The organism is Nostoc sp. C96, from assembly GCF_059384975.1.
Window position 1 is genome coordinate 5123519 of record NZ_CM182020.1, and the last position, 26568, is coordinate 5150086.

Consider the following 26568-nt stretch of genomic DNA (forward strand, 5'->3'; position numbering starts at 1 on the left):
ATAAAAAGTTAATATTTTCCCTGTTTTCACACAATAAAAAGGCTTAAGTTTTTAGCTCAAGCCTTTACCTCACTCATCTTGAAATATTTCATGTTCTACCAAATATCAGCTGTTCCTTTCTTATAAGGTTCACCCGTAAAAGGTTGCACCCCAGTATTAGGATATTGATCATCTGTAGGGCCAAAAATTCGCATTGCGGCTTCAGAGATATACTCGGTTATCCTAGCGATGATATTGGAAATACCCATATTTTTAGACTCCTGATTTTTGAGTCAATTTAATTGTTATCTTTCTACTTTAATGTGATATTCTCCTATCGCTCAGACTCTCAATATATTGAGAGTTTACGCAATACTTTTTTAGATAGCTTTGCAATACTTTAGGTTGGGAAAAAAGTTTAAACTTTTGCTGCAATTCTAATTATAACAGAACTCTTGATTACACCTGTTTCTGCTATAGATATGGATGTTTTAGAGCATTTGATTTATGGAAAATAAACTATTAAAAAAGATTAAATATTGGCATGATTTATGATTATTTTCATCTGATTATGTTGTTTTGATGAAGTAGACAACTTAATTTTTTTTAGGAGTTGACATTATTTATGGTAAAAACTACCATAATAGAAAGCAGCATTCTTGTAAGGAAGCTCTTACATGACAACTATCCCAGACTTGGGCAGCTACCAGCACCAAGACCTGACAATCTCTGCGGCTGATTACAGCTTGCTTACAGATCTTTACCAGCTAACAATGGCAGCTTGTTATGTAGGTGAAGGAATAGAACAAAAACAAGCGAGTTTTGAGTTATTTGTAAGGCGATCGCCAGAAAATTTTGGCTATCTCATTGCAATGGGACTAGAGCAAGCTCTGGCATATTTAGAAAAGTTAAGTTTTACTCATTCACAAATTGCCGCGCTACAGGCGACAGGAATTTTTGCCCATGCAAGCGATCGCTTTTGGTCTTTACTTGCTGATGGTAAGTTTACTGGTAATGTCTGGGCAGTTCCCGAAGGCACAGCAGTTTTTGCCAATGAGCCATTTTTGCGAATTGAAGCACCGCTGTGGCAAGCACAACTAATAGAAACTTATCTCTTAAATACACTCAATTATCAAACTTTGATTGCCACCAGGGCGGCGCGTCTGCGTGATGTTGCTGGTGAACAAGCGAAACTTTTAGAGTTCGGTACACGGCGGGCATTCAGTCCCCAAGGGGCTTTGTGGGCAGCGCGGGCAGCCTTAGCGGGGGGATTAGATGCCACCTCTAATGTGTTAGCAGCGCTACAACTAGGTCAGCAGCCAAGTGGTACGATGGCTCACGCCTTAGTCATGGCGTTATCAGCAATGGAAGGCAGTGAAGCAGAAGCTTTTACAGCATTTCATCGCTATTTTCCCGGTGCGCCATTGTTGATAGACACTTACGATACCATCGCAGCGGCTGAACAGTTGGCAATAAAAGTCAAAACCGGGGAAATGGAATTATCAGGAGTCAGATTAGATTCTGGGGATTTAGTGAGTTTATCCAAACAAGTGCGATCGCTGTTACCAAATGTGCCAATTGTTGCGAGTGGCGACTTGGATGAATGGGAAATTGCCCGACTCAAGGCGGCTGGGGCGGCTATTGATGGTTACGGCTTAGGAACGCGACTCGTTACAGGTACACCTGTCAATGGCGTATATAAACTCGTAGATATTGATGGCATTCCAGTCATGAAACAGTCCAGTGGTAAGGCGACTTATCCAGGACGCAAGCAGATTTTTCGGTCATTTGTCGGTGGTAAGGTCAAAGCTGATAGGTTGGGGTTAATTACAGAAACGCCGTTATCAGAAACACCTTTATTGCAATTGGTCATGAAAGAAGGTCAGCGGGTGCAATTGCCAGAAAGTTTGGCGGAAATTCGCCAGCGGACTGCGGCGACAGTAGCAAGTTTGCCAGAGGAGACACGACGGTTAACTAATCCTGTGGCTTTACAGGTGGAGATTTCTGCTGGGTTGCAGAAGTTGACTGAGGAGACAAAGGAACTAACCGCAAAGAACGCAAAGGGCGCGAAGTAAGATCATGAGAATTGCTTTATTTGGTACAAGTGCTGATCCGCCAACCGCTGGGCATCAAGAGATTTTAAGATGGTTGTCAGAACGTTATGATTGGGTGGCAGTTTGGGCGGCGGATAATCCGTTTAAGTCTCATCAAACCCAGTTAGAACATCGGGCGGCGATGTTGCGACTGTTGATTGCGGATATGGATGCGCCAAAGCATAACGTTGCAGTCACACAAGATTTAAGTAGCTGGCGGACACTGGAAACAGTGGAAAAAGCTAAACAGCATTGGGGCGAAGAGGCTGAATACACCTTAGTAATTGGTTCAGATTTGATCAATCAACTACCACGCTGGTATAAAATTGAAGATTTATTACAGCAAGTGCAACTCTTGATTGTGCCACGACCAGGATATGCCATAGCAGAAACTAGCTTAGAGGCAATCAAAAATCTGGGAGGTAAAATTGCGATCGCCACCCTCACAGGTTTAGATGTATCCTCAACAGCTTATCGTGAACATGGAGATACTGAAGCCCTCATAGCTCCGATTGTTGCTTATATTCATCAACAGCATTTGTACAAATGCCAGGACGCAACCACAAAAAGATTCCAACTCCGCTAAATCAACAACCTTTGGCTGATTTTAAGGTAGGTGTTGATAATGTAATTTTTTCTGTAGATACTGCTCAAAATCGACTTTTGGTTCTCCTCGTCATGCGACAGCAAGAACCATTTTTAAATTATTGGAGTCTTCCGGGGACGTTAGTGCGTCAAGGCGAATCTTTAGAAGATGCAGCCTATCGCATCATGGCAGAGAAAATCCGAGTCAACAATCTTTATTTAGAACAGTTGTATACCTTTGGCGGGCCGAACCGTGACCCCAGAGAAGCAACAGATAGTTATGGTGTGCGTTATCTATCAGTGAGTTATTTTGCCCTCGTCAGATTTGAAGAAGCCGAATTAATTGCTGATAAAGTTGCGGGAATTGCTTGGTATCCCGTCAAGCAAGTGCCACAATTAGGATTTGACCATAATGAACTTTTAACCTACGGTCACAGACGACTGCGGAATAAATTAGAGTACAGCCCGGTAGCTTTTGAAGTTTTGCCAGAAATGTTTACCTTAAACGATTTGTATCAACTATATACAACCGTTTTAGGAGAAAACTTCTCTGATTACTCTAACTTTCGGGCGCGTCTACTCAAGTTAGGTTTTTTGTGCGATACCGGAGTAAAGGTATCACGCGGTGCGGGTCGTCCAGCAAGTTTATATAAATTCGACGCTGAGGCTTTTGCACCCTTTAAAGATAAACCTTTGGTTTTTATATAAAAGTCTAGAGTCAATAGTCAATAGTCCATAGTAATTGATTTTGACTCTTGACCCTTGACCCTTGACCCTTGACTATTGACTATTATGAAAATTGCGATCGCTCAACTTAATCCGACAATTGGTGATTTACCTGGAAATGCCCACAAGATTCTAGAAGCAGCACAACAGGCGGTAAAAACAGGCGCACGTTTATTGTTAACCCCGGAACTTTCTTTGTGTGGTTATCCACCACGGGATTTATTATTAAATCCGAGTTTTGTCTCTGCTATGAGTATGACATTACAACAATTAGCCAGAGATTTGCCACCGGAATTAGCTGTGTTAGTCGGTACTGTTGAACCAAATACTAAATCTCATATCACTGGCGGTAAAAGTTTATTTAATAGTATTACTTTATTAGAATCAGGCAAAGTCAAGCAAATTTTTTATAAGCGGCTGTTGCCTACTTATGATGTATTTGATGAAGACCGCTATTTTGAACCAGGCTTACAACCTAATCATTTCACTTTAGATGATATTCATATTGGCGTAACTATTTGCGAAGATTTATGGAATGACGAAGAATTTTGGGGCAAACGGAGTTATGCCGTCAATCCGATTGCAGACTTAGCAATTTTAGGCGTAGATTTAATTGTTAATTTATCCGCTTCACCTTACAGCGTTGGCAAACCACAGTTTCGAGAATCGATGTTGAAACATAGCGCAGTGCGTTTTCAACAACCGATGATTTACGTCAACCAAGTCGGTAGTAATGATGATTTGATATTCGATGGTTATAGTTTTGCCTTGAATGGTCAAGGCGAAATTATGTGTCGCGCCCGTGGTTTTGCCACTGACTTAGTAAATGTTGAATTTAACAAGAGACAACGAGATTTAGAGTTAACTTCTTTAACACCTGAGTGTGAATCAGAAGAAGAGGAAGTCTGGCAAGCCTTGGTTTTAGGTGTTAAAGACTATGCCTTGAAATGTCGTTTTTCTAAAGTAGTATTAGGTTTAAGTGGTGGCGTAGATTCAGCATTAGTAGCTGCGATCGCCACAGCCGCACTCGGTAAAGAAAATGTCCTCGGTGTTCTGATGCCTTCCCCTTACAGTTCCGAACATTCTGTAAGTGATGCGTTGGCATTAGGTAAAAATTTAGGCATTCAAACCACTATTTTACCCATAGGCGAACTCATGCAAGGCTTTGATCATAGTCTAGCGGATTTGTTTGCAGGTACAGAATTTGGCATTGCCGAAGAGAATATTCAATCGCGGATTCGCGGTAACTTATTAATGGCGATCGCTAATAAATTTGGCTATCTCTTATTATCCACTGGTAACAAGTCAGAAATGGCCGTCGGTTACTGCACCCTCTACGGCGATATGAACGGTGGGTTAGCCGTGATTGCTGATGTGCCAAAAACCCGCGTTTATCAAATTTGCCACTGGTTAAACCGCAACGACGAAGTTATCCCGCAAAATATCCTCACCAAAGCCCCCAGTGCTGAACTCAAACCCGGTCAAGTTGACCAAGATTCTCTCCCACCCTACGAAGTTTTAGACGACATCTTACAACGCTTCATTCACGACCATGAATCAGCCGCCCAGATAGTTGCAGCCGGTCACGACCCCATAATTGTAGACCGAGTAATTCAAATGGTTGCCCGTGCCGAATTCAAGCGCCGACAAGCACCCCCAGGCTTGAAAATTACTGACCGCGCCTTTGGTACAGGCTGGCGAATGCCCATCGCTAGTAGTTGGGTAGCTATTAAAAACGCCTATCAAGCCATACCTGTTTCTACTCCTACTTAACAGTAGGTGGGCATTGCTATGATTTTGACAACATATTCCCAGGTTTTTTGAAAGCAATGCCCACCCTAAAAATTAGACTTTATAAAAAATACAGAATTATTTTTGCGTAAATTACTGAAATTGCCTTGAATCGTAAAGTAATACTAAAATTCACGGCTGAAATTTTTAGCCGCGAGTATAGTTTCAGACAATATTCCCCATGAGGGAAATGTTGTTTATACCTAGTTAGAACTCAACGAAGATAGGTGCAATATGAAATTACAAGATTTCTTAGGTAAAGAAGAAAAGTGGGGATTTGAGGCGATCGCTAAAGATGAAGAATTAACTCGCCAAATTCAAATATTATTAATTGGCTTAGGTTTATTAGAACCACCCGCCGATGCTAAATTTGGCCCTGTGACTGCTGCTGCAATCAAAAAATTTCAAGAGTTAAAGAAAATTGATGAGCCAGATTATATAGGTGCATTTACAGCCAAAGAATTAATTGAAACTAAACCTGATGAATTACCTAAACCAGCCTTAAAATTAGGTAACGACATTGCCAGCAAAATTGTGAAGTATATGCTGGCACAAAATTATCAAGTTTTTACTGGCGCTAAAGAATACAACATTGTTTATGTTGAAGGTATAGATGGTGACTGGAACCTGAATAGTGACACACCCAACGCCTTTAACGATCGCCGTATTGTCATTGAAGTCGTCAATGGTACTCCTAAAATTGTCGATCACTGGCAAGCTACCACGGAACCAGGCAGATATTACACCCTTAATCCCATGAATCCTGGAGGTGCAGCCAGAATTAAGTTTGGACAATACAAAGCTTGGGCTGTTGGTTTACATGGCAATGCAGAACGTCATGAAGCATTAGTACAAGTTGCACCAATTACTGTTCACCGCGATTTCAACAAAGATTATCAACGCACAGGCGACAAACTAGATACAGGTCTTTTCTACGTAAATCAACACTGGGGTTATGATGCGCCTAGTAATGATATCAAAAATGCCAGTGCTGGTTGTCTTGTAGGGCGGATGCGCCAAGGACATAGAGAGTTTATGTCAATTATTAAACAAGACCGTCGCTATGTAGCCAATAATGATTATGTATTTTATACAACAGTAATTCCTGGCGATGATTTATTGAAGAAGTTTCCTGGGTAAAAACTAAACGCTGGATATCTCCTTCAATATGGGTGTGTCTAATTTACACAAGGCACACCCATCATAATTATTAAGCCAACAAGAACGACAACAAAGATAAATATTTACCCAGCATTCAGCGAGAAGTTGCGTGCGCGGGTTCCACGCGTTGAGCAAACTTCGGTGACTCATACCATTTCATGAAAAAAATGATACAAATTTATGGATTTTTCATTCTTTCCCCCTGCTCCCTGCTCCCTGCCCCCTGCGGTCTATTTGTATCAAACTTAAAGTGAAACGGTATCAGCACTCAACGAATGATAGTCTATGTGATGAACTGATTGATATAAGTAAGTTATCCATGACTGCTGCTGTTCTGTTAGAGAATGTCTTCAAGTTTTACAAAAATATTCCTGTAGTTAATGATTTATCATTTGCGATCGCACCTGGAGAAATCTTTGCGCTACTTGGCCCTAACGGTGCGGGTAAATCAACCACAATTCGCATGTTGACTACATTAACAAAGCCGTCTCAAGGACATATAAAAGTGGCTGGTTATGATGTTGTCAAACAACCAATACAAGCCAAACAGAGCATTGGTGTTGTTTTGCAGCAAACTAGTGTGGATGGCGATTTAAGCGTCTGGGAAAATATGGAACTGCATGGGCGGCTACATCATATAGGCAACCCACAGCGACAACGACTAATTAATCAGTGGCTAGAGTATGTGGAATTAGCAGACAGAAGAGATGATTTAGTCAAAACTCTGTCTGGAGGAATGAAACGACGATTACAAATAGCCAGGGCTTTACTACATCGACCACAAATTTTATTTTTGGATGAACCAACTGTTGGACTAGACCCCCAAACACGCCGACGACTTTGGGAAATTATTCGGGATTTAAACAAGCAAGGAATGACAATGTTACTCACGACTCATTATATGGATGAAGTCGAGTATTTATGTGGAGCTTTTGAAGGAACTGGGCCGGGACGCATCGGGATTATGGATAGTGGCAAACTTATAACTTTAGGAACGCTCCAACAGTTGCGTTCTGCTCACGGTGAAGGTTTAGTAATGAAACAATTGGGCATTACCGAGGCGGGTAATGACAGCGCCCGACGTTGGGAATATTTATTTTTCCCTTCTTTAGAAGAAGCAAATACTTATCTAAATCAACAGCCAGATAAAACTGGAATGATGGTGCGTTCCTCTAATTTAGAAGATATTTTTGTGGAACTAACTGGACGACAGTTAGATTGATTTCAACCTCCTAATTCCTGCAACATTGCTTCCACTCTGGCAACTCCATCGGCGTTATTCTGACGTTGGTATAAACTACGAGCTTTTTGCAGTAAGCTGTTTGCTTGCTTTGTCTGACGACGTTGTTTAAACATCGCCGCCATAAACTCATATATCTGAGGATTGTTCCGATCTATGCCAATTGCTTGTTCATAAGCCCAATTAGCTGCTTCATAATCGCCTAAACGAGCTTGGGTAACTCCCAATCCCAGATAAGCATTGATATTGTTGCGGTTTAGTTGAATAGCGCGACGATAAGCATCTCTCGAACCTTTAGTGTCACCCAAGTTAGCTTTGATGTAACCCACAGCATAAAAGAAATCACTGTTGTTGGGGTCGAGACCGAGGGCGCGACGATATGCAACTAGTGCAGCTTGGTAATTTCCTTGTTGGGCGTACAAATAACCCATACCAGAATGTACTTTAGCATTCTTCGGATCAAGGGCAGCTGCTCTTTGATATGTAGCGATCGCGCCATCATAATCACCAGCATCAACTTGTCTACGACCTTCTTCAAACAGTTCCTTTAACTCTGGGTTTTTTGCTTGCGCGACTAATACCTGAGCCTGAACTCTCGCAGGTATCGCAACAACGCTGCATCCTAATAACAGAACACTAACTATAAGTGATATGCGTTTGTACACAGTAAATTTCCTGAACTTCTAACAAACTTTTTTCTTGTACATTAAAACAAAAATATGGATTTTTGAAAACTGTATTTATTCTGTTTTACGAAATATTAATATTTTTTAACTCTTGGGACGTAAAATACACAAGTCTACTAGAGTTTCTACTGAATGATAGATAGCTCTAGTATTAATTATTCAGTATACTCCTCATCTCAACATCTAGACTATTAATTGCCCACTTAAGTCTTTTTTTGAGAACAATTTTATTTGACTAAATATTGCCTCAAGAATTCTCATCTTAATCACTACAACATTAAAATTCTGTATCAATTTTTATCTTACTTTCTAGTACTCAGTTTGATTTTGAGTCAGCAGTTACGTCAATAATCACAATCTCAGACGTACAATATTCTTTGACCTGCTCACCTGTAAAATTAGTCTATGATTTTAACTACAACCGATGTGATTCAAGGTGCAGTGATTGATTCATATTTAGGTATTGTAACTGCGGAAGTTGTTTACGGCAGCAATTTCTTACGAGATTTTTTTGCCAGTATTCGAGATGTAATTGGTGGAAGAACTGGTAGCTATGAACGTTTATTTGAAGAAGGACAAAGAAAAGCACTCTTAGAACTAGAACAACGCGCACAACGGTTAGGCGCAAACGCTGTCATTGGTATTGAAATCGATACAGGTACAATCAATGTTGACCAGTCTGGAGTTTTAATGCTGATTACTGCTACAGGTACGGCAGTCAGAATGCGTTAGTTTTTCATCTCACACTAACACAAATTTTTTAATAATATATTGAGAATCGCTAATAGGTAATCACTATGATAAAATTACTTATTAGCGATATTTTAAAAAATAAATTAATTTTGATAATTTTGTCTAAATTTTATTATTTTATTAGAGTAAAACTTACAGATATTCAGCATTCAATTTAATATTGATTCAATTTTTATATTTATTCTTACCCTAGATAGATAAAACAAGTCTTTCTGTTGATAGATATTAAAAAGTAGAAATAGCAATTTAATTTTAGACGTAAGCATGAATATAGCGAAATAACTTTACTAAAAAATAGTCAAGGAGCAAATAAACTATGTCATACGTAAACCGCACAGGTGACGATATTGTTACTGATCCTGCTGTAGTAAATAGAGTTGCTGATTATCATGACCGTGTTCGCTGGGGGCCGATAATTTCTGGGGTGTTAATTGCTTTAGCTACCCAGTTAATTTTGAGCGCCTTCTTCGCGGCTATCGGTGCAGGTAGAGTAGCAGATTCAGGTGCGCCTAGAACAATAGCACCTGATGTGGCTGGTAATGTAGGAATTTGGTCAACTGTGGCTTTATTACTGTCACTGTTTGTTGGGGGATGGATAACAAGTCGTGCATGTGGGCCAATGAACCGCAATACAGCTTTGCTAAATGGCGCAATTCTTTGGGCTACCACTTTGGCGCTGAGTTCTTGGCTATTGGCTAGTGGGGTAACTGGTGCTTTTGGAATTGCGGCTTCTAATGCTGGAGAAGTTATCAACCAAGTACAACAGCCTGGTGGTTTAGCAGTACCTCAAAATGTACCTAATGTCAGCGCTCAACAAACTCGTGATGCTGCTGCTGCAACTTCCAAAGCTTTGTGGTGGTTTGTTCTTGGTTCTTTATTAAGTTTAGCTGCTTCATTAATAGGAGCTATTGCTGGCGTTCGTAGCCCTCGCACTAACACTTATCGTTCTTAGATAATATTGTTTCTGCATATATTTTGAAAGCACCTTAACAAAGGTGCTTTTTAGATTTTGCATTTAATGTTTGTATTGTCCAATCAATTCTGCTTTTGCTAAAACATGACCTTTCATTGCTGTTAAAACTTGTGTTTTCGTCGCACCTGTTCTTAAACCTAACTTTTTATCTAAAGCATAAAGTTTGAAAAAGTAGCGATGAGTTCCGCTGGGTGGACAAGGCCCACCATAGCCAAGCTTACCAAAATCATTTTGTCCCTGTACTCCTTTCAAATCTAGGGATGCAATTTGTTCAGGTAATTGACTAACTGTAGCTGGAAGATCATAAACTACCCAATGAACAAACGTTCCTCCAGGTGCATCAGGGTCATCAACAATTAAGGCAATACTTTGTGTATTTTTTGGGACTTCATTCCAGGCTAAAGGCGGGGTAATATCTTCACCATCACAGGTATATTTAGACGGAATTAAAGCATTACCATTAAAGGCTGTGCTTTCTAGTTTCATGCTTTTTATTTCCTGACGAGATTGCTGGCGATCGCTAGACTGAATCTTGGTATTATTAGGATGACTACAACTCATCATAGATAATCCTAATAAACCAACTATAACAATGCTGTAATCTCTAAAAAATCTGTCTCTACGCATAATTAAGACAGGGAAATTTTGTTACCTACAGTTAAGTTTTATCCTTAGAAAAGCGATCGCGCCCAACATGCACTTCCCACTCTACAACTCTGGCAGAGTCTGTTAACATCCCATCTCGCGCACGAAGGCTACTATTAACAATAACTTGAGCCTGTTCCAGATTCTCCGCCTGAATCACCCAAAGTCCAGTTCCATCATGGGGAAAAAACGGCCTGCAGCAAAGTAGTATACCTTTTTCTTTTTGCTCAAGAAACCATTCCTGTTGATTTTGGTCATGTTCTGGGTGAAATTTTTTGTAATCGTAATATTCAGGAACGGTTGCAAATACAACAGCAAAAAGTTTAGACATGGTGTTTTGTGCAAATTTATTTCAGATTGTAAATTGCTAATTACCACTTCAAAAATGAAGCTTCAATTCCTTGTTCTCGCCTAATTTTGCTGTCTTTCTCAAACCAACTAATTATTTGCTGGGTTGTTAAATCTTCAATAGTAACGTTGTATTCTTGAGCGATTTGCTGTAAGAGTTTATGAGATGAAATAGTTAATCTTGTTAAAAACTTTTCTGGTGAAGACAGCAAAGCTGCGTCAACTTTTGCTGATTCTTCCAAGGTTAAAAACTGGGTTGATGGTTGCTGTGATGGTAAATCCATAAATTAGTCAAGAGTCATTTGTCAATACTGATGAGTCAGATAAATTTCCTCTGAACCCTTAGCTGTTGACGGGATAATTAGTAAAATCTATCACTAATTTGGCTATTAACTTTATCCTAATTTGGATGTGAATGAGAAATTAATTCCGCGGTTGCTGGCGAGCCTGGACTAAATAGCCACAGCGATGCTCACCGTTAATAATCCAGTGGGTACGTTCTACTATACAGTCTGGTAGCACAGCTGCAAACATTTCCAATTCGTGACCGCAGACGCTAGGAAAAGACTCAGCGACGTTGGAAATGGCACAATTATGTTCTATTAAAACAAAGCGATCGCCTTTATCGGCAGAATTTTGCTCATCTGGTTCCACAGAGTGATACTCTGCCATGAATCCTTCCGCTTTTCGCAATTGAACTAAAGTTTCTACCCGTTCTTTTAAGGAACCTTTACCGACGCGATCGCGGTACTCTTGAGCTTTGCGTTCCCATTGCTTTTGTAAAATTGTCTTCATTTTGTCGTGGCCGACGGTTTCTGCTAAGGTATCCAGCAGCGAAACTGCAAATTCACCGTAACCATCACCAAAGCGATCGCTGGTTGTTCGATGCAGGCGATCGCGTCCTTGACGACTCAGTTCATAAATATGTTGTGGCCGCCCCATCCCCGCCTGTGCAGTCGATGAATAGGTAATCAATTCTTCCGTCTCTAAATCTTTGAGATGACGACGAATTGCTTGCGGGCTAACATTTAAAACTTGCGAAAGCTCCAAAGCGGTTGCTTGTGAGTGTTTTAGCAGATATTCGAGGATCTCTTGCTTGGTTGAGGACTGCTGGGTAGTCGCCATCTTAGTCCTAAAATTTTTTTAGAAAATTTGACTTTAACAACATTGTTGTTGTTAATTTAGCGTAAAATGAAGATACATTAAACAACAACGATGTTGTTTTAATCTCCCTCCTTATTCTAACAGCCGTGTGAACCACTCGATAATGCGAGATCGGCATCGGCTAGAAACCAGCCCGTCTTCCATCCTTCAAGAGATCCATTTACGGAACACGAGAGACTACTACCGATGAGTGCCACTGTCAAATCCCTAGTCAACCAACCTTACAAGTACGGCTTTATTACAGATATCGAAGCCGATACCATCCCGCGTGGACTTAGTGAAGACGTTGTTCGCTTGATTTCCGCCAAGAAAAATGAGCCGGAATTCATGCTCGACTTTCGTCTGAGAGCCTATCGCCAGTGGCAAAAAATGGTAGAACCAACTTGGCCTAGCGTCAAATATCCGCCGATTAATTATCAGGATATCATTTACTACTCTGCGCCCAAGCAAAAGAAAGCAAAACTCAACAGCTTAGACGAAGTAGATCCTACCCTTCTGGAAACCTTCGAGAAGCTGGGTATTTCCCTGTCAGAACAAAAGCGACTGGCAAATGTCGCCGTAGATGCAATTTTTGATAGCGTTTCCGTCGCTACTACCTTCAAAGAAAAACTAGCTGAAGATGGCGTTATCTTCTGTTCCATTTCCGAAGCACTACAGGAACACCCAGAATTAATCAAGAAATATTTGGGTAGTGTTGTTCCCATTGCTGACAATTATTTTGCTGCTTTGAACGCCGCTGTTTTCAGCGATGGTTCCTTTGTCTACATTCCCAAAGGCGTAAAATGCCCAATGGAATTGTCTACCTACTTCCGCATCAACTCTGGCGATACGGGACAATTTGAACGGACTTTGATTGTCGCCGAAGAAGGTAGCTATGTTTCCTATTTGGAAGGTTGCACTGCGCCAATGTACGACAGCAACCAACTCCACGCCGCAGTAGTGGAACTGGTGGCTTTGGATAACGCGGAAATTAAATATTCTACCGTGCAGAACTGGTACGCCGGCGATGTTAACGGTAAAGGTGGAATTTATAACTTTGTTACCAAGCGTGGTTTGTGTCAAGGTGTAAATTCTAAGATTTCCTGGACTCAGGTAGAAACGGGTTCCGCGATTACATGGAAGTATCCTAGCTGTGTGTTAGTTGGGGATAACTCTGTGGGTGAGTTCTACTCGGTGGCGTTGACAAACAATATGCAGCAAGCCGACACCGGAACGAAGATGATTCATGTCGGTAAGAATACTCGCAGTACGATTATTTCTAAAGGAATCTCCGCAGGTAATTCTAGTAACAGTTACCGGGGTTTGGTGAAAATCAACCCGAAGGCTGAAGGCGCGAGAAATTATTCTCAGTGCGACTCTATGTTAATTGGGGATAATGCTCACGCTAATACTTTCCCTTATATTCAAGTTCAAAATAAAGCTGCGAAAGTTGAGCATGAAGCTTCGACTTCTAAAATTGGGGAAGATCAGTTATTTTTCTTTGCTCAACGGGGCATTTCGGCGGAAGATGCGATTTCGATGATGATTAGCGGCTTCTGTAAGGATGTGTTTAATCAGCTACCAATGGAGTTTGCAGTGGAGGCTGATAAGTTGTTGAGTTTGAAACTAGAGGGTAGTGTTGGTTAGGTTTTAACGCAGAGGGGCGCAAAGTTAAACGCAAAGTTACGCAGAGAGAGAGAAGAGAGAGAACATGATTATTGAGAATAGTGCAGTTGTGCTGTCGGTGAGAGATTTGACGGCTGAGGTTGGTGGTACGCCGATTCTGAAGGGTGTGAATTTGGAGGTTCGCGCCGGAGAGATTCATGCGATTATGGGGCCGAATGGTTCGGGTAAGAGTACGTTTTCTAAGGTGTTGTCGGGACATCCAGCTTATACGGTGACTGGTGGTGAGGTGATTTTCCAAGGACAAAATTTGTTGGAAATGGAGCCGGAAGAACGCGCTAGGGCTGGGGTGTTTTTGGCGTTTCAGTATCCGTTAGAGATTCCTGGTGTGAGCAATTTGGATTTCTTACGGGTGGCTTACAATTCTCGGCGCAAGGCGCAGGGGTTGGAAGAGGTAGACGCGTTTGATTTTGATGATTTGATTGAGGAAAAGTTGGAAATTGTGAAGATGGATGCGGCTTTCCTCAGTCGGAGTGTGAATGAAGGGTTTTCTGGTGGTGAGAAAAAGCGGAATGAAATTCTGCAAATGGCTTTGTTAGAACCAAAGTTGGCAATTCTGGATGAAACAGACTCTGGTTTAGATATTGATGCACTAAAAATTGTCGCGCATGGGGTAAATCAGCTGACTAATCCAGACAATGCGACGATTATGATTACCCACTACCAACGTCTGCTGAATTATATTGTGCCGGATTTTGTGCATGTGATGGCGCGGGGCAGAATTCTCACCAGTGGCGGGAAAGAACTGGCGCTGGAATTGGAGTCTCGCGGTTATGACTGGATTTTGGAGGAAAGTGCTGTTGAGGTGGGTGTGTAATGTCTATTCAAGTTTCTCCAAGTGCTATTCCTAACTCGGATGCAGTTAGTTTGGTGTCTGCTTTGCTGGATAGAGATGCTTATTTGACTGGGTTGTTAAATCAAGTCTGTGTAACTCAAGCTGATGGGTTAGAGGAATTACGCCAACAAGCTGCAAATTGGGTACGTCACTCAACTATCCCCACCACCCGCGAGGAAGAATGGCGGTTTACTGATTTGTCTGAGTTGCGGGGTGTGGAATTCCAGAAAGCACAGCCAGTTAATGATGTAGAAGCATTAAAGGTAACTTGTCTAACTGATAATCGGTTGGTGTTTGTTAATGGTGTTTATGCGCCGGAGTTATCTGCTGTTAATTTACCTGATGGTATTGTAGTTGGTAATTTAACTGGTTTAACAGTTGAAGGCGATCGCATCCGCAAATACCTCGCTCAAGCTGAGGGCGCTTTGGAAGTCTTCACGGCTCTCAATACTGCTGGGTTGATTGATGCAGCAGTTGTATGGGTGGGTAAAAATGTCGTAGTTGACACACCTATTCATCTGCTGTTTATTTCGGTTGCTGGGGAGACGGCGACTATTTCTCAACCGCGTTGTTTGGTGGTGGCGGAAACTGGTTCGCAGGTGACTGTAATAGAAGAGTTTACGAACTTTGCGGCGAGTGGAGCTTACTTTACTAATGCGGTGACGGAGGTTTGGGTTGGTGAGAATGCTGTGGTAAATCATACTAGGGTGGAGCGAGAAGGCGCAGAGGCGTTTCACATTGGTAAGACTGCGGTAAACCAAGCTCGCTATAGTCGTTATACCTGTAATGCTTTTACTTTAGGCGCGAAGCTATCGCGTCACAATTTAGAGATTTTGCAAACTGGTGAGCAAACCGAAACTACGCTCAACGGTTTGGCGATGATAGCTGGTAAGCAAGTTGCGGATACGCACAGTGCGATCGCTCTCAATTATCCTTATGGTAAAAGTGAACAATTACACAAATGTATTGTTGGCGATCGCGCTCATGCAGTATTCAATGGTAAAGTATTTGTACCTAAACCAGCACAGTTAACTGACGCAGCCCAGTTAAATCGCAATTTGCTACTATCCTCAAAAGCGCGAGTTGATACCAAACCGCAATTAGAAATTACCGCCGATAACGTCAAATGCGCTCATGGTGCAACTGTGAGTCAGTTAGAAGATGATGAAATCTTCTATTTACAAAGCCGAGGAATTGATGAAAGTGCAGCGCGTAATTTATTAATCAACGCCTTCGCTGCCGAAATTATCAACAAAGTTCCAGTTGCTTCCCTAAGAGACATATTGCTAAACACAGTCACTAGCTTTAAGTCCCTAAAAAATGACTAATGACTATTGACAAATGACACTTGACTAACTACCAATGACTTTTACAGCTACCAAAACCCTCGCCGATAAAGTCCGCGCTGACTTCCCGATATTACATCAGGAAGTCAACGGTAAACCCTTGGTTTATCTCGATAATGCGGCGACATCGCAAAAACCTTTGCTTGTATTAAATGCCTTGCGGAATTATTACGAGCAATACAATGCCAATGTGCATCGTGGCGCGCATACCTTGAGTGCTAAAGCCACTGATGCTTATGAAGCAGCACGCGATAAAATTGCCAAATTTATTAATGCTGCATCTCGTCAAGAAATTGTTTACACCCGCAACGCCAGTGAAGCAATTAATTTAGTTGCTTATAGCTGGGGAATGAATAATCTACATCCCGGTGATGAAATTATTCTGTCGGTGATGGAACACCACAGTAATATTGTGCCTTGGCAATTTGTGGCACAAAAAACGGGTGCAGTTATCAAATTCGTTGGGTTAACACCAGAAGAAACCTTTGATTTGGAGCAGTTTAAACAACTGATTTCTGAAAAAACAAAACTGGTGTCAATTGTTCATGTTTCTAACACTTTGGGTTGTATTAACCCAGTGAGAGAAATTGCTGATATTACTCACAGATACGGTGCGAAATTCTTAGTTGATGCTTGTCAAAGTGTGCCTCATACGAAAGTCGATGTCCAAGACATCGGCTGCGATTGGTTGGTGGCTTCTGGACATAAAATGTGTGCGCCAACAGGTATCGGCTTTTTATATGGCAAGCTGGAATTGTTGGAAGCTATGCCACCATTTTTTGGTGGTGGGGAAATGATTGCCGAGGTGTATTTAGATCATTCTACTTATGCCGAATTGCCCCATAAATTTGAAGCTGGGACACCTGCAATTGGAGAAGCGATCGCTCTCGGTGCTGCGATAGACTATCTATCAAGTATAGGTATGGATAAAATTCATGCCTATGAAGCTGAATTAACTGCGTATTTGTTCCACCAATTAGAGAAAATACCCCAAATTCGGATTTACGGCCCCAAACCTGATGCGAATGGAGAAGGTAGAGCTGCGTTAGCAGCATTCACAGCCGGAGATGTCCACGCCAACGACTTATCTACATTATTAGATCAAGAAGGCGTTGCTATCCGTTCTGGACACCACTGCACTCAACCATTACACCGCTATTTAGATTTACCAGCAACCGCAAGGGTAAGTTTATCTTTCTACAATACTCGTGAGGAAATTGACGTATTCATCAAAGCTCTAAAGGAAACTCTTGACTTCTTTGCTGGTATCTTCGGTTAAACATATTCAATATTTCCCGAATAATTGTGTTAATGCTCAGTCTCATACACGGCTGATCATTGGCACAATTTTAGTTTTGGGAGAAATTCTGCAATTAAGTATTGACGCTGATGGGAATTTCAATGATGAATTCTGCACCCTTACCCGGTTGAGAATTAACAGAAATATTACCATGATGACTTTCAATAATTTGATAGCTAATTGCTAAACCTAACCCTGTACCTTTATTAATAGGTTTAGTTGTAAAAAATGGGTCAAATATTTTACTATAGATTTCTGGTTCAATTCCAGAACCATTATCTATAATTCTAATTTTGATAGATTGTGATTCAGAGATTTCAGTTCTAATAATAATTTGCTTTTGCTCCTCAGAATTTTTACTCTCTAATAAATTATCTATGGCATTATTCAGAATGTTGATGAATACTTGATTTAATTGTGCTGGGTAACATTCTACAAATGGCAGTTTTCCATATTCTTTGATTATTTCTATTTCTTGTTTTAGGCGATGATTTAACAGAAATAGGGTGCTTTCAATGCCATCATGAATATTTACTGCTTTTCTATCAGCTTGATCAAGTCGAGAAAAGTTTCTTAAAGACAGCACAATTTCTTTAATCCGATCAGTACCTATTCTCATGGATGATAGAATTTTTTGAAAGTCTTCAATGATAAAGTCTAGGTCAATATCACCAAATTCATCTTCCATGAATTTTTGAGCTTCAGGATACTCTTTTTGGTAAAGTTCTATTAACCTTAAAAGAGTATGAATATGCTCGTGGAGATAATGGAAATTCCCATGAATAAAACTAATGGGATTATTTATTTCATGGGCTAAACCGCCAACCATTCTTCCCAAACTAGACATTTTTTCTGTTTGAATTAGTTGCACTTGAGTTGTTTGCAACTTATGAAGAGTCGTTTCTAGTTCCTTTGCTTGGAGTTTCGCTGTTGCAGTAGCAGTTGAGAGGGCTTTAAGGTTGTTATAAGCTTTAGAATGATAACGAATACGAGCAATTAATTCAATGGCATCTGGTAATTTGATGAGATAGTCATTAGCTCCCGCAGCAAAGGCTTCTGCTTTGAGGATTGGTTCTTCTTTGCTGGATAGCATGATGATGGGAATTTCACGAGTTGATGGATGAGAACGGAACCAACGCAGCAGCATTAAACCATCTATTTCTGGCATAATTAAATCTAACAAAATCACCGTTGGTTCCAGGGCAATGGCATTTTGTAGTGCTGCTGATGGTTCGTTAAGGTAATTGAAAGTAATATCTGTTTCGTTAGCAATGATTCTACTGATTGCTTCACCAAATATTGCCTGATCATCGATTAATAAAATTTTGACATTCTCTGTGTGTAACTTTAATTCACTGACTCGTTCTGATGATGTTAACTGCATACTCACTTGAGGTAATAACATTTGTGTTTTCTGTCTACAAAGGTGAAGCTATCTAGCTGGTTAATGCAATAGTTAATTAATTAAAAAAGTCTTTATAGATAATTTTATTGTTAACTTATTATAACTTAATATAAGTAAATGTGAATATGACTTTAGATATAAATAGTCTAATATTAAGACCTGAAAAAACTAAATTTAAATAATTAAAAATGAACTAAATTAAGTATATTTCCGCAATAAAAACAGTGAATTTACTATAGTAAAACTCATTTTATTTAGCTTAATTTGCAGATATCCGTAATATCTTGGTACAAGCAGGAGCGATCGCCTCAACTGGCAAAACTTCCACGGCGGCTTTTAAATCTACCGCTGCTTTTGGCATCCCATAAACAATGCAAGTTTCTTGGTTTTGAGCAATTGTGTGCCAGCCTGCTTCGCGTAAAAGTTTTAAACCTTGAGCGCCATCTTTTCCCATCCCAGTCAGCAACACCCCAATTCCTTGCTCCATCCAATGATCTGCCACACTTTTAAATAAGACATCAATCGATGGCCGATAGAAACAATTGGATGGTTGTTCATCATAGTCAAAACTCAAGTTAGAACTCATAACGAGATGATGATTTGTCCCAGCCAAGAGAATTTTTCCTGGTTGCGGTCTAGAACCTATACTGGCTATTTCCACGGGTAAGGGAATTTGTTCATTCAACCAAGTTGCAAAGCCTGGTGCAAACTGAGCATCTAAATGCTGCACAATCACTACAGCTGCTGGAAAATTTTGAGGAAATTGCGCGAGAATCTTCACCAAGGCTTGGGGGCCACCAGTGGAAGCACCAATGACAATGAGTGGTGGTAATAATTTGGGAAAAAGTCTAGGTTTTTTGGCTGTTCGCAGTTGGGGAGATTTGCCAATTAATTTGGCGATGGTGGCAATTTTCTTTAATAGACCTGTACTACCCTCAGCAGGTGTATTGATGGCATCTAGCGCCCCATAGGTCATAGCTTCCAAAACATTAGCCGCATACAAATTCACATTGGCAGTGACGATGATAATCGCACAAGGCGACTGACTCATAATTTGCCTTGTGGCTTCCACTCCATCCATACAAGGCATCAAAACATCCATCAAAATTAAATCAGGGGTATCAACAGCACATTTGCTAACAGCTTCTGCACCATCGTAGGCAACCCAAGCCAAATCATACTCTGGGATTGTGGCTAACATCCGTCGCAAGGCTTCTACCACTATCCGCATATCGTTGACAATGGCAATTCTCATTACTCATCCTTGACCAATTAAGTCAATTACGGCTTGTAATAAAGTGTCATCATGAAAGCTGCTTTTGGTGAGATAGTAGTCTGCACCTGCTTCTAAGCCTTGAATTCGGTCTTCTTGGCGGTCTTTATAGGAGACAATAATTACGGGTATCTGTTTTAACTTAGCATGAGTTTTGATGTGATTTGTGAGTTCAAAGCCATTCATCCGTGGCATATCAATATCTGTAATTACTAAGTCATAATCACTCCCGCGCACTGCGTTCCACCCATCCATTCCATTAACGGCCACATCAACTTGATAACTGTGATTTTCTAAAAGTTTGCGTTCCATTTCCCGGACAGTAATGGAATCATCAACTACTAATATTCGCTTGTAAGTTTTGGTCGATGTTTGCTGCTTCGCCTGATTTACCTGACTCAATTGCCCACTAGAAACTACTTTGGCAATAGAACGGACTAAATCTTCCACATCGATAATCAAAACTGGAGAACCATCATCCATGAGGGCGGCGGCGCTAATGTTGGGAACTTTACCCAGGCGAGGATCTAAAGGCCGGACAACTAAAGTGTATTCGCCGATAAATCGGTCAACAACTAATCCATAATGATTGAGGCGATCGCTAATCACAACTACTGCTAGTGAGTCGGGATTGACTACAGATGCAGGTAACTCTAAAACTTGACGGGCGGAAATTAACTCTACAGGTTGGTTGTCTAACAAGAAAAACGGGCGATTCTCTGAGGTAGCAATGTCGGATTTAGCTAACATCAGCACTTGCTCAATTCTTGTTAACCCAAAGGCGTAAGGTTCATCCCCAATCTCAACTAACAAGGTGCGAAGGATGGATAGGGTAATGGGTAACTGTAAGTACAAACTCATACCTTTTCCTGGTTGGGAAACTGCCCGTACAGTACCGCCAACTTCCCGCACTGTATTATGGACAATATCTAAACCTACACCCCGTCCAGAAATTTCCGTGATTGTTTGTGTGGTAGAAAATCCTGGTAATAACAGAAATTCCATTAATTCAGCTTCGGTCAGTTGAATTGCCATGTCTGCGTTGACTAATTGTTGCTTGACAACTTCCTGACGCAAAAACTCGATATCAATTCCCTGTCCATCATCAGAGACAGTGATCAATAGCATCCCCGCACGATGGACAACTTCAATCACAATTGTGCCTTCTTCTGGTTTACCTTGAGCTAATCGTTCTGGCGGAGGTTCTATCCCATGATCAACGGCATTACGGAGAAGTTGAGTTAAGGGAGCTTCCAATCGCTCAAGGATATCTCGATCTACCAAGGTAGTTTTACCTTTGATTTCCAGCTTGACGCGCTTACCCAACTGCCGAGAGAGGTCGCGTACCATACGCGGAAACCCTTGCGAACCCTCAGCAAAAGCACACATCCGCGTGGCAATGACTTCTCGATAGGAGCGATGAGCAAGGTTGCCAAAACGTTGCGAAAATGATTCTAATTCGTTGTGCCGATCGCTAATTAAATGCGTACATTCGCTGCTTTTTTGATGTAAGGTACTTAAATGTTCTTGAATGTGTTGATCAAGTTGGCGATCGCTTAATAGTTCTTGTAACTTAGTGACAAGCTGGGATAACTCGATTTGATTAGCTCTGACTTGCAGAAATGAGTCGGTAAATGATTCTAACCACTTGTTGGCAACTATTGTTTCTCCCGCTAATCCCATCAAGCGGTTGAGATTATCTGTACTAACTCGGACTGTGCGGTTTTGCGGACTAACTAATGCTTCTATTGGTGATGAAGCGGTGATTTCTGGCTGTAGAATCTTGACTTGGGAAATAATTGCCGGGATAGTTACAGCATTTGAAATATTGGCGATCGCACTCACTAAAGATTGAATATGAGGATGATTCCCTTGTTGCAAATTGGGGTTGTCGGCGATGTTTTGCAGCATATCGACCCCTTGCAACAACAGATCAACGCAATCTGCTGTTAAATTAATTTTTCCAACTTGCGCCCCACTAAAAAAATCTTCCATCACATGGGCTAGGGTGACAGCTGGTTCAATTTGGACAATTCTGGCAGCGCCTTTAATACAATGGGCTGCCCGCATTAAGGCTGCTAACTCTGATTTGGGATCAGGGTTAGTTTCTAGCGCCAACAAACAGTTATTTAGCACCACAACTTGGGTTTTGACTTCCATGTTGAATAAATCCAACAAAGACATTTGGCTGAGATCGGAGTCTTCTATCATTACTGCGCTTTCCTCGCCAAACTGGTAAATAAGAGTTCATCATCCAAATAGCTAACAGTGTGGGATGTCGGGAAATTTACAGGTTGCCAGGAAAATAACCCTTTAGTGTAAGTTTGGGTTGTTTGGGTGAGCCTTTTAAAAGCGTCGCGTAATTCCCGACGATGAAATCGGTGAACACCATATATTTCATCAACCGGAAATACCCAAGCGTTACCCGCCTTTTCAATCACGGCCATGCGAGAATGTGATACTGGACTCAATCCTTGTCGGGGAGTATCGCTAGATTCGATATTCAACAAGTGGCTTAAGGAAACACACAACAGCAATTCCCCACGAATATTGATTAATCCGCGTAAGACTTGGTTTTGTCGATGGGGTAGGGTATGAATCACACTCGGAGGCGTGGTTTCTTTGAAAACCTGCGCCGGCAGTGCCAGCCATTCCTGATGTAAACGAAAAATCACAACTGTCAAAGTTTCCTTTGTCCGCAAAGCGTATGTAGGTAGATGGGAATTTTTTTCGGTGGGAGATTCCGCCAGTAATTGTGTCCACTCATGACGATATTTTTCTGGCGTTGGGCGTTCTAGTAGGTAGCGACCAGCCGCCGAGTAAATCGGACAATTGCGACAATGAGCGTATGTAGCTAATTCCGCACAAGTGCGATCGCCTTCAATCCCAATTACATTCCAACAACTTTCAACTTGAGTGGTCATAAGTCAATGGTCAATAGTCATTTGTTATTTTTCCCCTTGCCTTTTGGTTAAGCTGCTGCATTAACTGGCGTGAAGGATGCAGGATCATCGCTCTTGACTTTGAAGATCGAAACTTCTTGACGTAAGCCACGAGAAACTTGATTAAGTTGGGCGATCGCTTGATTAATTTCCCTGAGTGAATCGGTAGTCTGGACTGAGGTACTACTTAACTGCACCATTGCTTCACTAATTTGTTGCGCTCCTAGTGACTGCATTTCCATTCCCTTGTTCACCGATGCAAAATAGGGATTTAAATCTTGTACTTGCTGAATAATTTGCCCAATCTGCATACTAATATTGCTGACATCTGTCACACTGCGTCCAACTTCCGCCGCAAATTTGTCCATTTCCATCACCCCTGTCGATACAGAAGATTGCATCTGTTTGACCATCTGTTCTATATCTAAGGTGGATACTGCGGTTTGGTCTGCTAATCTGCGAATTTCTCTGGCGACTACGGCAAAGCCTAGACCATATTCCCCGGCTTTTTCCGCTTCGATGGCGGCGTTTAACGATAACAAATTGGTTTGGTCGGCAACTTTGGTAATTGTCAGGACTATATTGTTGATGTTGTTGGCTTTTTCGCTGATCATGCCCAATCTGTTGGCGATGATATTTGTTGCTTCTGCTAATTGACGCATACTAGTTTCCATTTGCCGCAAATCTTTTTGACTGGTGTTGGCGGCGCTGGTTGTAGTTTGCGACATTGTCACCACTTGTTCCATTGTGTTGACTAGTTCTTGGGATGTGGCGGCGATTTCTTTGGCTGTGGCTGTCACTTGATTTGTTGATGCTACTTGTTCTGTCAGTGTTGCTTCTAATTGTTTGCCAGAAGCGGCTATTTGTGTGGCTGAGGTGGTAACTTGAATACCTGAACCTTGGACTTGACGAATTAAACTACTCAATTTCTGCGTCATCGTTTTCAGTGCCGCCATCAACTTACCAATCTCGTCATCAGCGGTGATTTCCACATTACTAGTAAAATCCCCCGCAGCCACTCGGTCTGCTAAATGAAATGCAGTTTGCAAAGCCCGCGCCAACGCCCGGCTAGGAATGAGAATAATTCCTAAACAAACAGCAATGGTTACAATCACAATACAAAAGAAATTTCCCCAATTCACAAAGACTGCAAAGTTTTGAATTTGATTAGCTTGCTTTTGTCGTTCTGCTAAACTTTGGTCTTCTGCCTCCAACATTACATTCATTTTTTCCCTGATTTCATCCATGATTTTTTTGCCTTTATCTGACAAAATCACAGTTAATAACTCTTGTTCTTGACCAACTCGCTTCATATTGATAGTTGTTGCCAACTCATCCATTTTGGCTTGGCTTAATTTTTCTATTTCTCTAAGAGTTTTAATTTGCGCTGAATTGTCAGAAATTTTGTTATTGATTTCCCACAATGTATTTTTTAATTGTGTTTTTGCTAAATTAAATGGTTCTAAATACCTTTCTTCTTTTGTAATGATGAATCCTCGTTGTCCAGTTTCAGCATCAATCAAAGACTTTTCAAGTTCCTTTAACTGAGTTTTAATTGTGTAAGTATGATTAACCCACTTATTAGACTCTATAAGAGAATTCGTAGTTGAATTAGAAATATAGCTGGCAACACCTGTTAACCCAACAATAATTGCACAGCCACCGATAACAAATTGATTAATTTTAATCCCTTGTGGCATATTATCCTATTTTAATATTTGTATTTATGGAAATAGCAGTTAATACCTAATAAGTAAAAGTCATCATTTATGGATTTGCATCTGCCACAAAAGCTGAACCTAGGTGAATTAGCCATTAATAGCCTTTCTGGAGTCAGATTGACATCCGTATTTGAGGATGATTATTTTGAAATTACGATAAAGTCGGTTCAACAATATTGTTGTTAACTTTGAAGATCGAAACTTCTTGACGTAAGCCACGAGAAACTTGATTAAGTTGGGCGATCGCCTGATTAATTTCCCTGAGTGAATCGGCAGTCTGGACTGAGGTACTACTTAACTGCACCATTGCTTCACTAATTTGTTGCGCTCCTAGTGACTGCATTTCCATTCCCTTGTTCACCGATGCAAAACGTGGATTTAGCTCCTGTACTTGCTGAATAATTTGCCCAATCTGCATACTAATATTGCTGACATCTGTCACACTGCGTCCAACTTCCGCCGCAAATTTGTCCATTTCCATCACCCCTGTCGATACAGAAGATTGCATCTGTTTGACCATCTGTTCTATATCTAGGGTGGATACTGCGGTTTGGTCGGCTAATCTGCGAATTTCTCTAGCGACCACGGCAAAGCCTAGACCATATTCCCCGGCTTTTTCCGCTTCGATGGCGGCGTTTAACGATAACAAATTGGTTTGGTCGGCAACTTTGGTAATTGTCAGGACTATATTGTTGATGTTGTTGGCTTTTTCGCTGATCATGCCCAATCTGTTGGCGATGATATTTGTTGCTTCTGCTAATTGACGCATACTAGTTTCCATTTGCCGCAAATCTTTTTGACTGGTGTTGGCGGCGCTGGTTGTAGTTTGCGACATTGTCACCACTTGTTCCATTGTGTTGACTAGTTCTTGGGATGTGGCGGCGATTTCTTTGGCTGTGGCTGTCACTTGATTTGTTGATGCTACTTGTTCTGTCAGTGTTGCTTCTAATTGTTTGCCCGCAGCACCGACAAGAGTCGCAGAGGTAGTAACTTGAATACCTGAGCTTTGGACTTGACGAATTAAGGTATTTAGCTTTTGCAGCATAGTTTTAAACGATGACAAGATTTGCCCAATTTCATCTTTAGTATTAAAGTCACTATCAGCCAAAGAGGAAGTTAAATTACCAGTAGAAATCTGATTTGCTATAGTTACAGCAGTTTCAACTCTGTTGCCTAAAGACTGAGAAATTACAGAAGTGACAAAAACGGCGATCGCCACAGTCGAAATTGTTACCAACACTGCTAATAAGCTCATCAAGTTGAGCATAATTTTTGTCCCTTCAATCTGTTGCCTCATCATTTCTTTTTGTCGATTAGCGAACTCCTCATTTATTTGACGAAACTTATCGCTCATATCTCTAGATTTTTCGAGATATTGATTAATTAAATCTTTATTTTTCTCAAAGTTCGGTGTTGTAATTGTAAGTTTAACTAAACCATCAAACTCCTCCAACATATTTTGCATTACTTGTAATCTTTGATTTTGTAATTCATCTTCAATCACATTAGATGAGCGATTGAACCCATCCTGAAAACTTTTGTGAAAAATTCTGTATCTCTCCAAGGCATCCTGATATTTTTGTGGATCAAATAAATATCGTCGAATTGCCAAATTCATATTAGCTATGCTCAAAGCCATATCATTTGTGCCGATAATTGCTTCGTTTGATCTTCCCACTTGTCTATAGATGATTCTTGTCTGATTGCTAGTGGCATAAACTATGACACTAAACACAAAAATCAAAACTGTAGGTATACAAAATCCTAATAATGTTCTGTCTTTGAGTTTCCAATTATCTAACATTTTTAGTTTTTTAAATTTAATGATGAGGAAGTATAAGCTTAATAATATAAATAAATTTTTTAGTCTAAAATATTTTTATTTTATAAACAAAAAATAAAAATAGGCATTAGATAAATAGTCAGAGACTCATATTTAA

24 protein-coding genes are annotated in these 26568 nt (G+C 40.8%); 12 read left to right on the plus strand and 12 right to left on the minus strand.

Features of this window, described 5'->3' with window-relative positions; translation table 11 throughout:
• Positions 1-95 precede the first annotated feature (95 nt).
• Positions 96-248 carry a hypothetical protein gene (locus AC504W_RS21895; RefSeq protein WP_187308047.1) on the minus strand — a complete coding sequence of 51 codons (153 nt, stop codon included), beginning with the start codon at positions 246-248 and terminating at the stop codon, positions 96-98.
• A gap of 408 nt (positions 249-656) precedes the next feature.
• Between AC504W_RS21895 and AC504W_RS21900 the strand changes: the two genes are divergently transcribed.
• The 6 genes from AC504W_RS21900 to AC504W_RS21925 all read left to right on the plus strand — a co-directional run bounded on the left by AC504W_RS21900 (position 657) and on the right by AC504W_RS21925 (position 7557).
• The gene (locus AC504W_RS21900; protein ID WP_494874323.1) at positions 657-2054 is read left to right on the plus strand and encodes a nicotinate phosphoribosyltransferase; all 1398 of its coding nucleotides are present in this window, start codon (positions 657-659) and stop codon (positions 2052-2054) included.
• A gap of 4 nt (positions 2055-2058) precedes the next feature.
• The gene (locus AC504W_RS21905; protein ID WP_494874324.1) at positions 2059-2658 is read left to right on the plus strand and encodes a nicotinate-nucleotide adenylyltransferase; all 600 of its coding nucleotides are present in this window, start codon (positions 2059-2061) and stop codon (positions 2656-2658) included.
• Positions 2619-3365: an NUDIX hydrolase gene (locus tag AC504W_RS21910; protein WP_096579924.1), complete on the plus strand. Its 747-nt coding sequence runs from the start codon at positions 2619-2621 to the stop codon at positions 3363-3365. Before AC504W_RS21905 ends, AC504W_RS21910 begins: the two co-directional genes overlap by 40 nt.
• An 84-nt stretch (positions 3366-3449) precedes the next feature.
• Positions 3450-5156, plus strand: a complete 1707-nt coding sequence (locus tag AC504W_RS21915; RefSeq protein ID WP_494878721.1) for an NAD+ synthase — start codon at positions 3450-3452, stop codon at positions 5154-5156.
• Positions 5157-5408: 252 nt separating this feature from the next.
• Positions 5409-6314 carry a peptidoglycan-binding domain-containing protein gene (locus tag AC504W_RS21920; protein ID WP_103123838.1) on the plus strand — a complete coding sequence of 302 codons (906 nt, stop codon included), beginning with the start codon at positions 5409-5411 and terminating at the stop codon, positions 6312-6314.
• 340 nt (positions 6315-6654) lie between these two features.
• Positions 6655-7557 carry an ABC transporter ATP-binding protein gene (locus AC504W_RS21925; RefSeq protein ID WP_494879412.1) on the plus strand — a complete coding sequence of 301 codons (903 nt, stop codon included), beginning with the start codon at positions 6655-6657 and terminating at the stop codon, positions 7555-7557.
• Between the two features lie 2 nt (positions 7558-7559).
• Here AC504W_RS21925 and AC504W_RS21930 read toward each other — a convergent pair whose 3' ends face one another.
• Positions 7560-8240, minus strand: a complete 681-nt coding sequence (locus tag AC504W_RS21930) for a tetratricopeptide repeat protein (protein ID WP_096579932.1) — start codon at positions 8238-8240, stop codon at positions 7560-7562.
• Between the two features lie 426 nt (positions 8241-8666).
• Between AC504W_RS21930 and AC504W_RS21935 the strand changes: the two genes are divergently transcribed.
• Positions 8667-8993 (plus strand): YbjQ family protein, encoded by a 327-nt coding sequence (locus AC504W_RS21935; protein ID WP_494874327.1) that lies wholly within the window; start codon positions 8667-8669, stop codon positions 8991-8993.
• Positions 8994-9330: 337 nt separating this feature from the next.
• On the plus strand, positions 9331-9966 hold the full coding sequence (locus tag AC504W_RS21940) for a hypothetical protein (RefSeq protein ID WP_494874328.1): 636 nt from the start codon (positions 9331-9333) through the stop codon (positions 9964-9966).
• Positions 9967-10029: 63 nt separating this feature from the next.
• Here AC504W_RS21940 and AC504W_RS21945 read toward each other — a convergent pair whose 3' ends face one another.
• The 4 genes from AC504W_RS21945 to sufR form a co-directional block, all read right to left on the minus strand.
• Positions 10030-10614 (minus strand): YbhB/YbcL family Raf kinase inhibitor-like protein, encoded by a 585-nt coding sequence (locus tag AC504W_RS21945; protein ID WP_494874329.1) that lies wholly within the window; start codon positions 10612-10614, stop codon positions 10030-10032.
• Between the two features lie 31 nt (positions 10615-10645).
• A complete protein-coding gene (locus tag AC504W_RS21950) occupies positions 10646-10963 on the minus strand; it encodes a YciI family protein (protein WP_494874330.1) in 318 nt (105 codons plus the stop codon).
• Positions 10964-11003: 40 nt separating this feature from the next.
• Entirely contained in the window at positions 11004-11264 is a 261-nt protein-coding gene (locus AC504W_RS21955) for an NDH complex assembly factor CRR9 (protein ID WP_015112306.1), read from the minus strand.
• Between the two features lie 139 nt (positions 11265-11403).
• A complete protein-coding gene (gene sufR, locus AC504W_RS21960; RefSeq protein WP_494874331.1) occupies positions 11404-12105 on the minus strand; it encodes an iron-sulfur cluster biosynthesis transcriptional regulator SufR in 702 nt (233 codons plus the stop codon).
• Positions 12106-12330: 225 nt separating this feature from the next.
• Here sufR and sufB point away from each other — a divergent pair, with 225 nt between their 5' ends.
• From sufB to AC504W_RS21980, 4 genes are all read left to right on the plus strand, one after another.
• Positions 12331-13770 carry a Fe-S cluster assembly protein SufB gene (gene sufB, locus AC504W_RS21965; RefSeq protein WP_494874332.1) on the plus strand — a complete coding sequence of 480 codons (1440 nt, stop codon included), beginning with the start codon at positions 12331-12333 and terminating at the stop codon, positions 13768-13770.
• A 64-nt stretch (positions 13771-13834) separates the two neighbouring features.
• The gene (gene sufC / locus AC504W_RS21970) at positions 13835-14623 is read left to right on the plus strand and encodes a Fe-S cluster assembly ATPase SufC (protein WP_494874333.1); all 789 of its coding nucleotides are present in this window, start codon (positions 13835-13837) and stop codon (positions 14621-14623) included.
• Positions 14623-15969 carry a Fe-S cluster assembly protein SufD gene (gene sufD, locus AC504W_RS21975; RefSeq protein ID WP_494874334.1) on the plus strand — a complete coding sequence of 449 codons (1347 nt, stop codon included), beginning with the start codon at positions 14623-14625 and terminating at the stop codon, positions 15967-15969. The genes sufC and sufD overlap by 1 nt, the downstream gene beginning before the upstream one ends.
• Positions 15970-16003: 34 nt before the next feature.
• Positions 16004-17266, plus strand: a complete 1263-nt coding sequence (locus tag AC504W_RS21980) for a cysteine desulfurase (RefSeq protein WP_494874335.1) — start codon at positions 16004-16006, stop codon at positions 17264-17266.
• Between the two features lie 94 nt (positions 17267-17360).
• On the opposite strand, the gene AC504W_RS21985 is transcribed toward AC504W_RS21980, so the two are convergent.
• The 6 genes from AC504W_RS21985 to AC504W_RS22010 form a co-directional block, all read right to left on the minus strand.
• Positions 17361-18692, minus strand: coding sequence for a sensor histidine kinase (locus AC504W_RS21985; protein ID WP_494874336.1), 1332 nt, complete (start codon positions 18690-18692; stop codon positions 17361-17363).
• A gap of 259 nt (positions 18693-18951) precedes the next feature.
• Entirely contained in the window at positions 18952-19947 is a 996-nt protein-coding gene (locus tag AC504W_RS21990) for a chemotaxis response regulator protein-glutamate methylesterase (protein WP_494874337.1), read from the minus strand.
• A gap of 3 nt (positions 19948-19950) precedes the next feature.
• On the minus strand, positions 19951-22176 hold the full coding sequence (locus AC504W_RS21995; RefSeq protein ID WP_494874338.1) for a response regulator: 2226 nt from the start codon (positions 22174-22176) through the stop codon (positions 19951-19953).
• Positions 22176-22889, minus strand: coding sequence for a chemotaxis protein CheW (locus tag AC504W_RS22000; protein WP_494874339.1), 714 nt, complete (start codon positions 22887-22889; stop codon positions 22176-22178). Before AC504W_RS22000 ends, AC504W_RS21995 begins: the two co-directional genes overlap by 1 nt.
• 47 nt (positions 22890-22936) lie before the next feature.
• Positions 22937-24607, minus strand: coding sequence for a methyl-accepting chemotaxis protein (locus AC504W_RS22005; protein WP_494874340.1), 1671 nt, complete (start codon positions 24605-24607; stop codon positions 22937-22939).
• A 172-nt stretch (positions 24608-24779) separates the two neighbouring features.
• Positions 24780-26432 (minus strand): methyl-accepting chemotaxis protein, encoded by a 1653-nt coding sequence (locus AC504W_RS22010; protein ID WP_494874341.1) that lies wholly within the window; start codon positions 26430-26432, stop codon positions 24780-24782.
• Between the last annotated feature and the right edge of the window lie 136 nt (positions 26433-26568).

Bases quoted from the DNA above. Each gene is read 5' to 3' on its own strand.
- AC504W_RS21895 (WP_187308047.1), bottom strand. From the start codon at position 248: ATGGGTATTTCCAATATCATCGCTAGGATAACCGAGTATATCTCTGAA.
- AC504W_RS21900 (WP_494874323.1), top strand. From the start codon at position 657: ATGACAACTATCCCAGACTTGGGCAGCTACCAGCACCAAGACCTGACA.
- AC504W_RS21905 (WP_494874324.1), top strand. From the start codon at position 2,059: ATGAGAATTGCTTTATTTGGTACAAGTGCTGATCCGCCAACCGCTGGG.
- AC504W_RS21910 (WP_096579924.1), top strand. From the start codon at position 2,619: ATGCCAGGACGCAACCACAAAAAGATTCCAACTCCGCTAAATCAACAA.
- AC504W_RS21915 (WP_494878721.1), top strand. From the start codon at position 3,450: ATGAAAATTGCGATCGCTCAACTTAATCCGACAATTGGTGATTTACCT.
- AC504W_RS21920 (WP_103123838.1), top strand. From the start codon at position 5,409: ATGAAATTACAAGATTTCTTAGGTAAAGAAGAAAAGTGGGGATTTGAG.
- AC504W_RS21925 (WP_494879412.1), top strand. From the start codon at position 6,655: ATGACTGCTGCTGTTCTGTTAGAGAATGTCTTCAAGTTTTACAAAAAT.
- AC504W_RS21935 (WP_494874327.1), top strand. From the start codon at position 8,667: ATGATTTTAACTACAACCGATGTGATTCAAGGTGCAGTGATTGATTCA.
- AC504W_RS21940 (WP_494874328.1), top strand. From the start codon at position 9,331: ATGTCATACGTAAACCGCACAGGTGACGATATTGTTACTGATCCTGCT.
- AC504W_RS21945 (WP_494874329.1), bottom strand. From the start codon at position 10,614: ATGCGTAGAGACAGATTTTTTAGAGATTACAGCATTGTTATAGTTGGT.
- AC504W_RS21950 (WP_494874330.1), bottom strand. From the start codon at position 10,963: ATGTCTAAACTTTTTGCTGTTGTATTTGCAACCGTTCCTGAATATTAC.
- AC504W_RS21955 (WP_015112306.1), bottom strand. From the start codon at position 11,264: ATGGATTTACCATCACAGCAACCATCAACCCAGTTTTTAACCTTGGAA.
- sufR (WP_494874331.1), bottom strand. From the start codon at position 12,105: ATGGCGACTACCCAGCAGTCCTCAACCAAGCAAGAGATCCTCGAATAT.
- sufB (WP_494874332.1), top strand. From the start codon at position 12,331: ATGAGTGCCACTGTCAAATCCCTAGTCAACCAACCTTACAAGTACGGC.
- sufC (WP_494874333.1), top strand. From the start codon at position 13,835: ATGATTATTGAGAATAGTGCAGTTGTGCTGTCGGTGAGAGATTTGACG.
- sufD (WP_494874334.1), top strand. From the start codon at position 14,623: ATGTCTATTCAAGTTTCTCCAAGTGCTATTCCTAACTCGGATGCAGTT.
- AC504W_RS21980 (WP_494874335.1), top strand. From the start codon at position 16,004: ATGACTTTTACAGCTACCAAAACCCTCGCCGATAAAGTCCGCGCTGAC.
- AC504W_RS21985 (WP_494874336.1), bottom strand. From the start codon at position 18,692: ATGTTATTACCTCAAGTGAGTATGCAGTTAACATCATCAGAACGAGTC.
- AC504W_RS21990 (WP_494874337.1), bottom strand. From the start codon at position 19,947: ATGAGAATTGCCATTGTCAACGATATGCGGATAGTGGTAGAAGCCTTG.
- AC504W_RS21995 (WP_494874338.1), bottom strand. From the start codon at position 22,176: ATGATAGAAGACTCCGATCTCAGCCAAATGTCTTTGTTGGATTTATTC.
- AC504W_RS22000 (WP_494874339.1), bottom strand. From the start codon at position 22,889: ATGACCACTCAAGTTGAAAGTTGTTGGAATGTAATTGGGATTGAAGGC.
- AC504W_RS22005 (WP_494874340.1), bottom strand. From the start codon at position 24,607: ATGCCACAAGGGATTAAAATTAATCAATTTGTTATCGGTGGCTGTGCA.
- AC504W_RS22010 (WP_494874341.1), bottom strand. From the start codon at position 26,432: ATGTTAGATAATTGGAAACTCAAAGACAGAACATTATTAGGATTTTGT.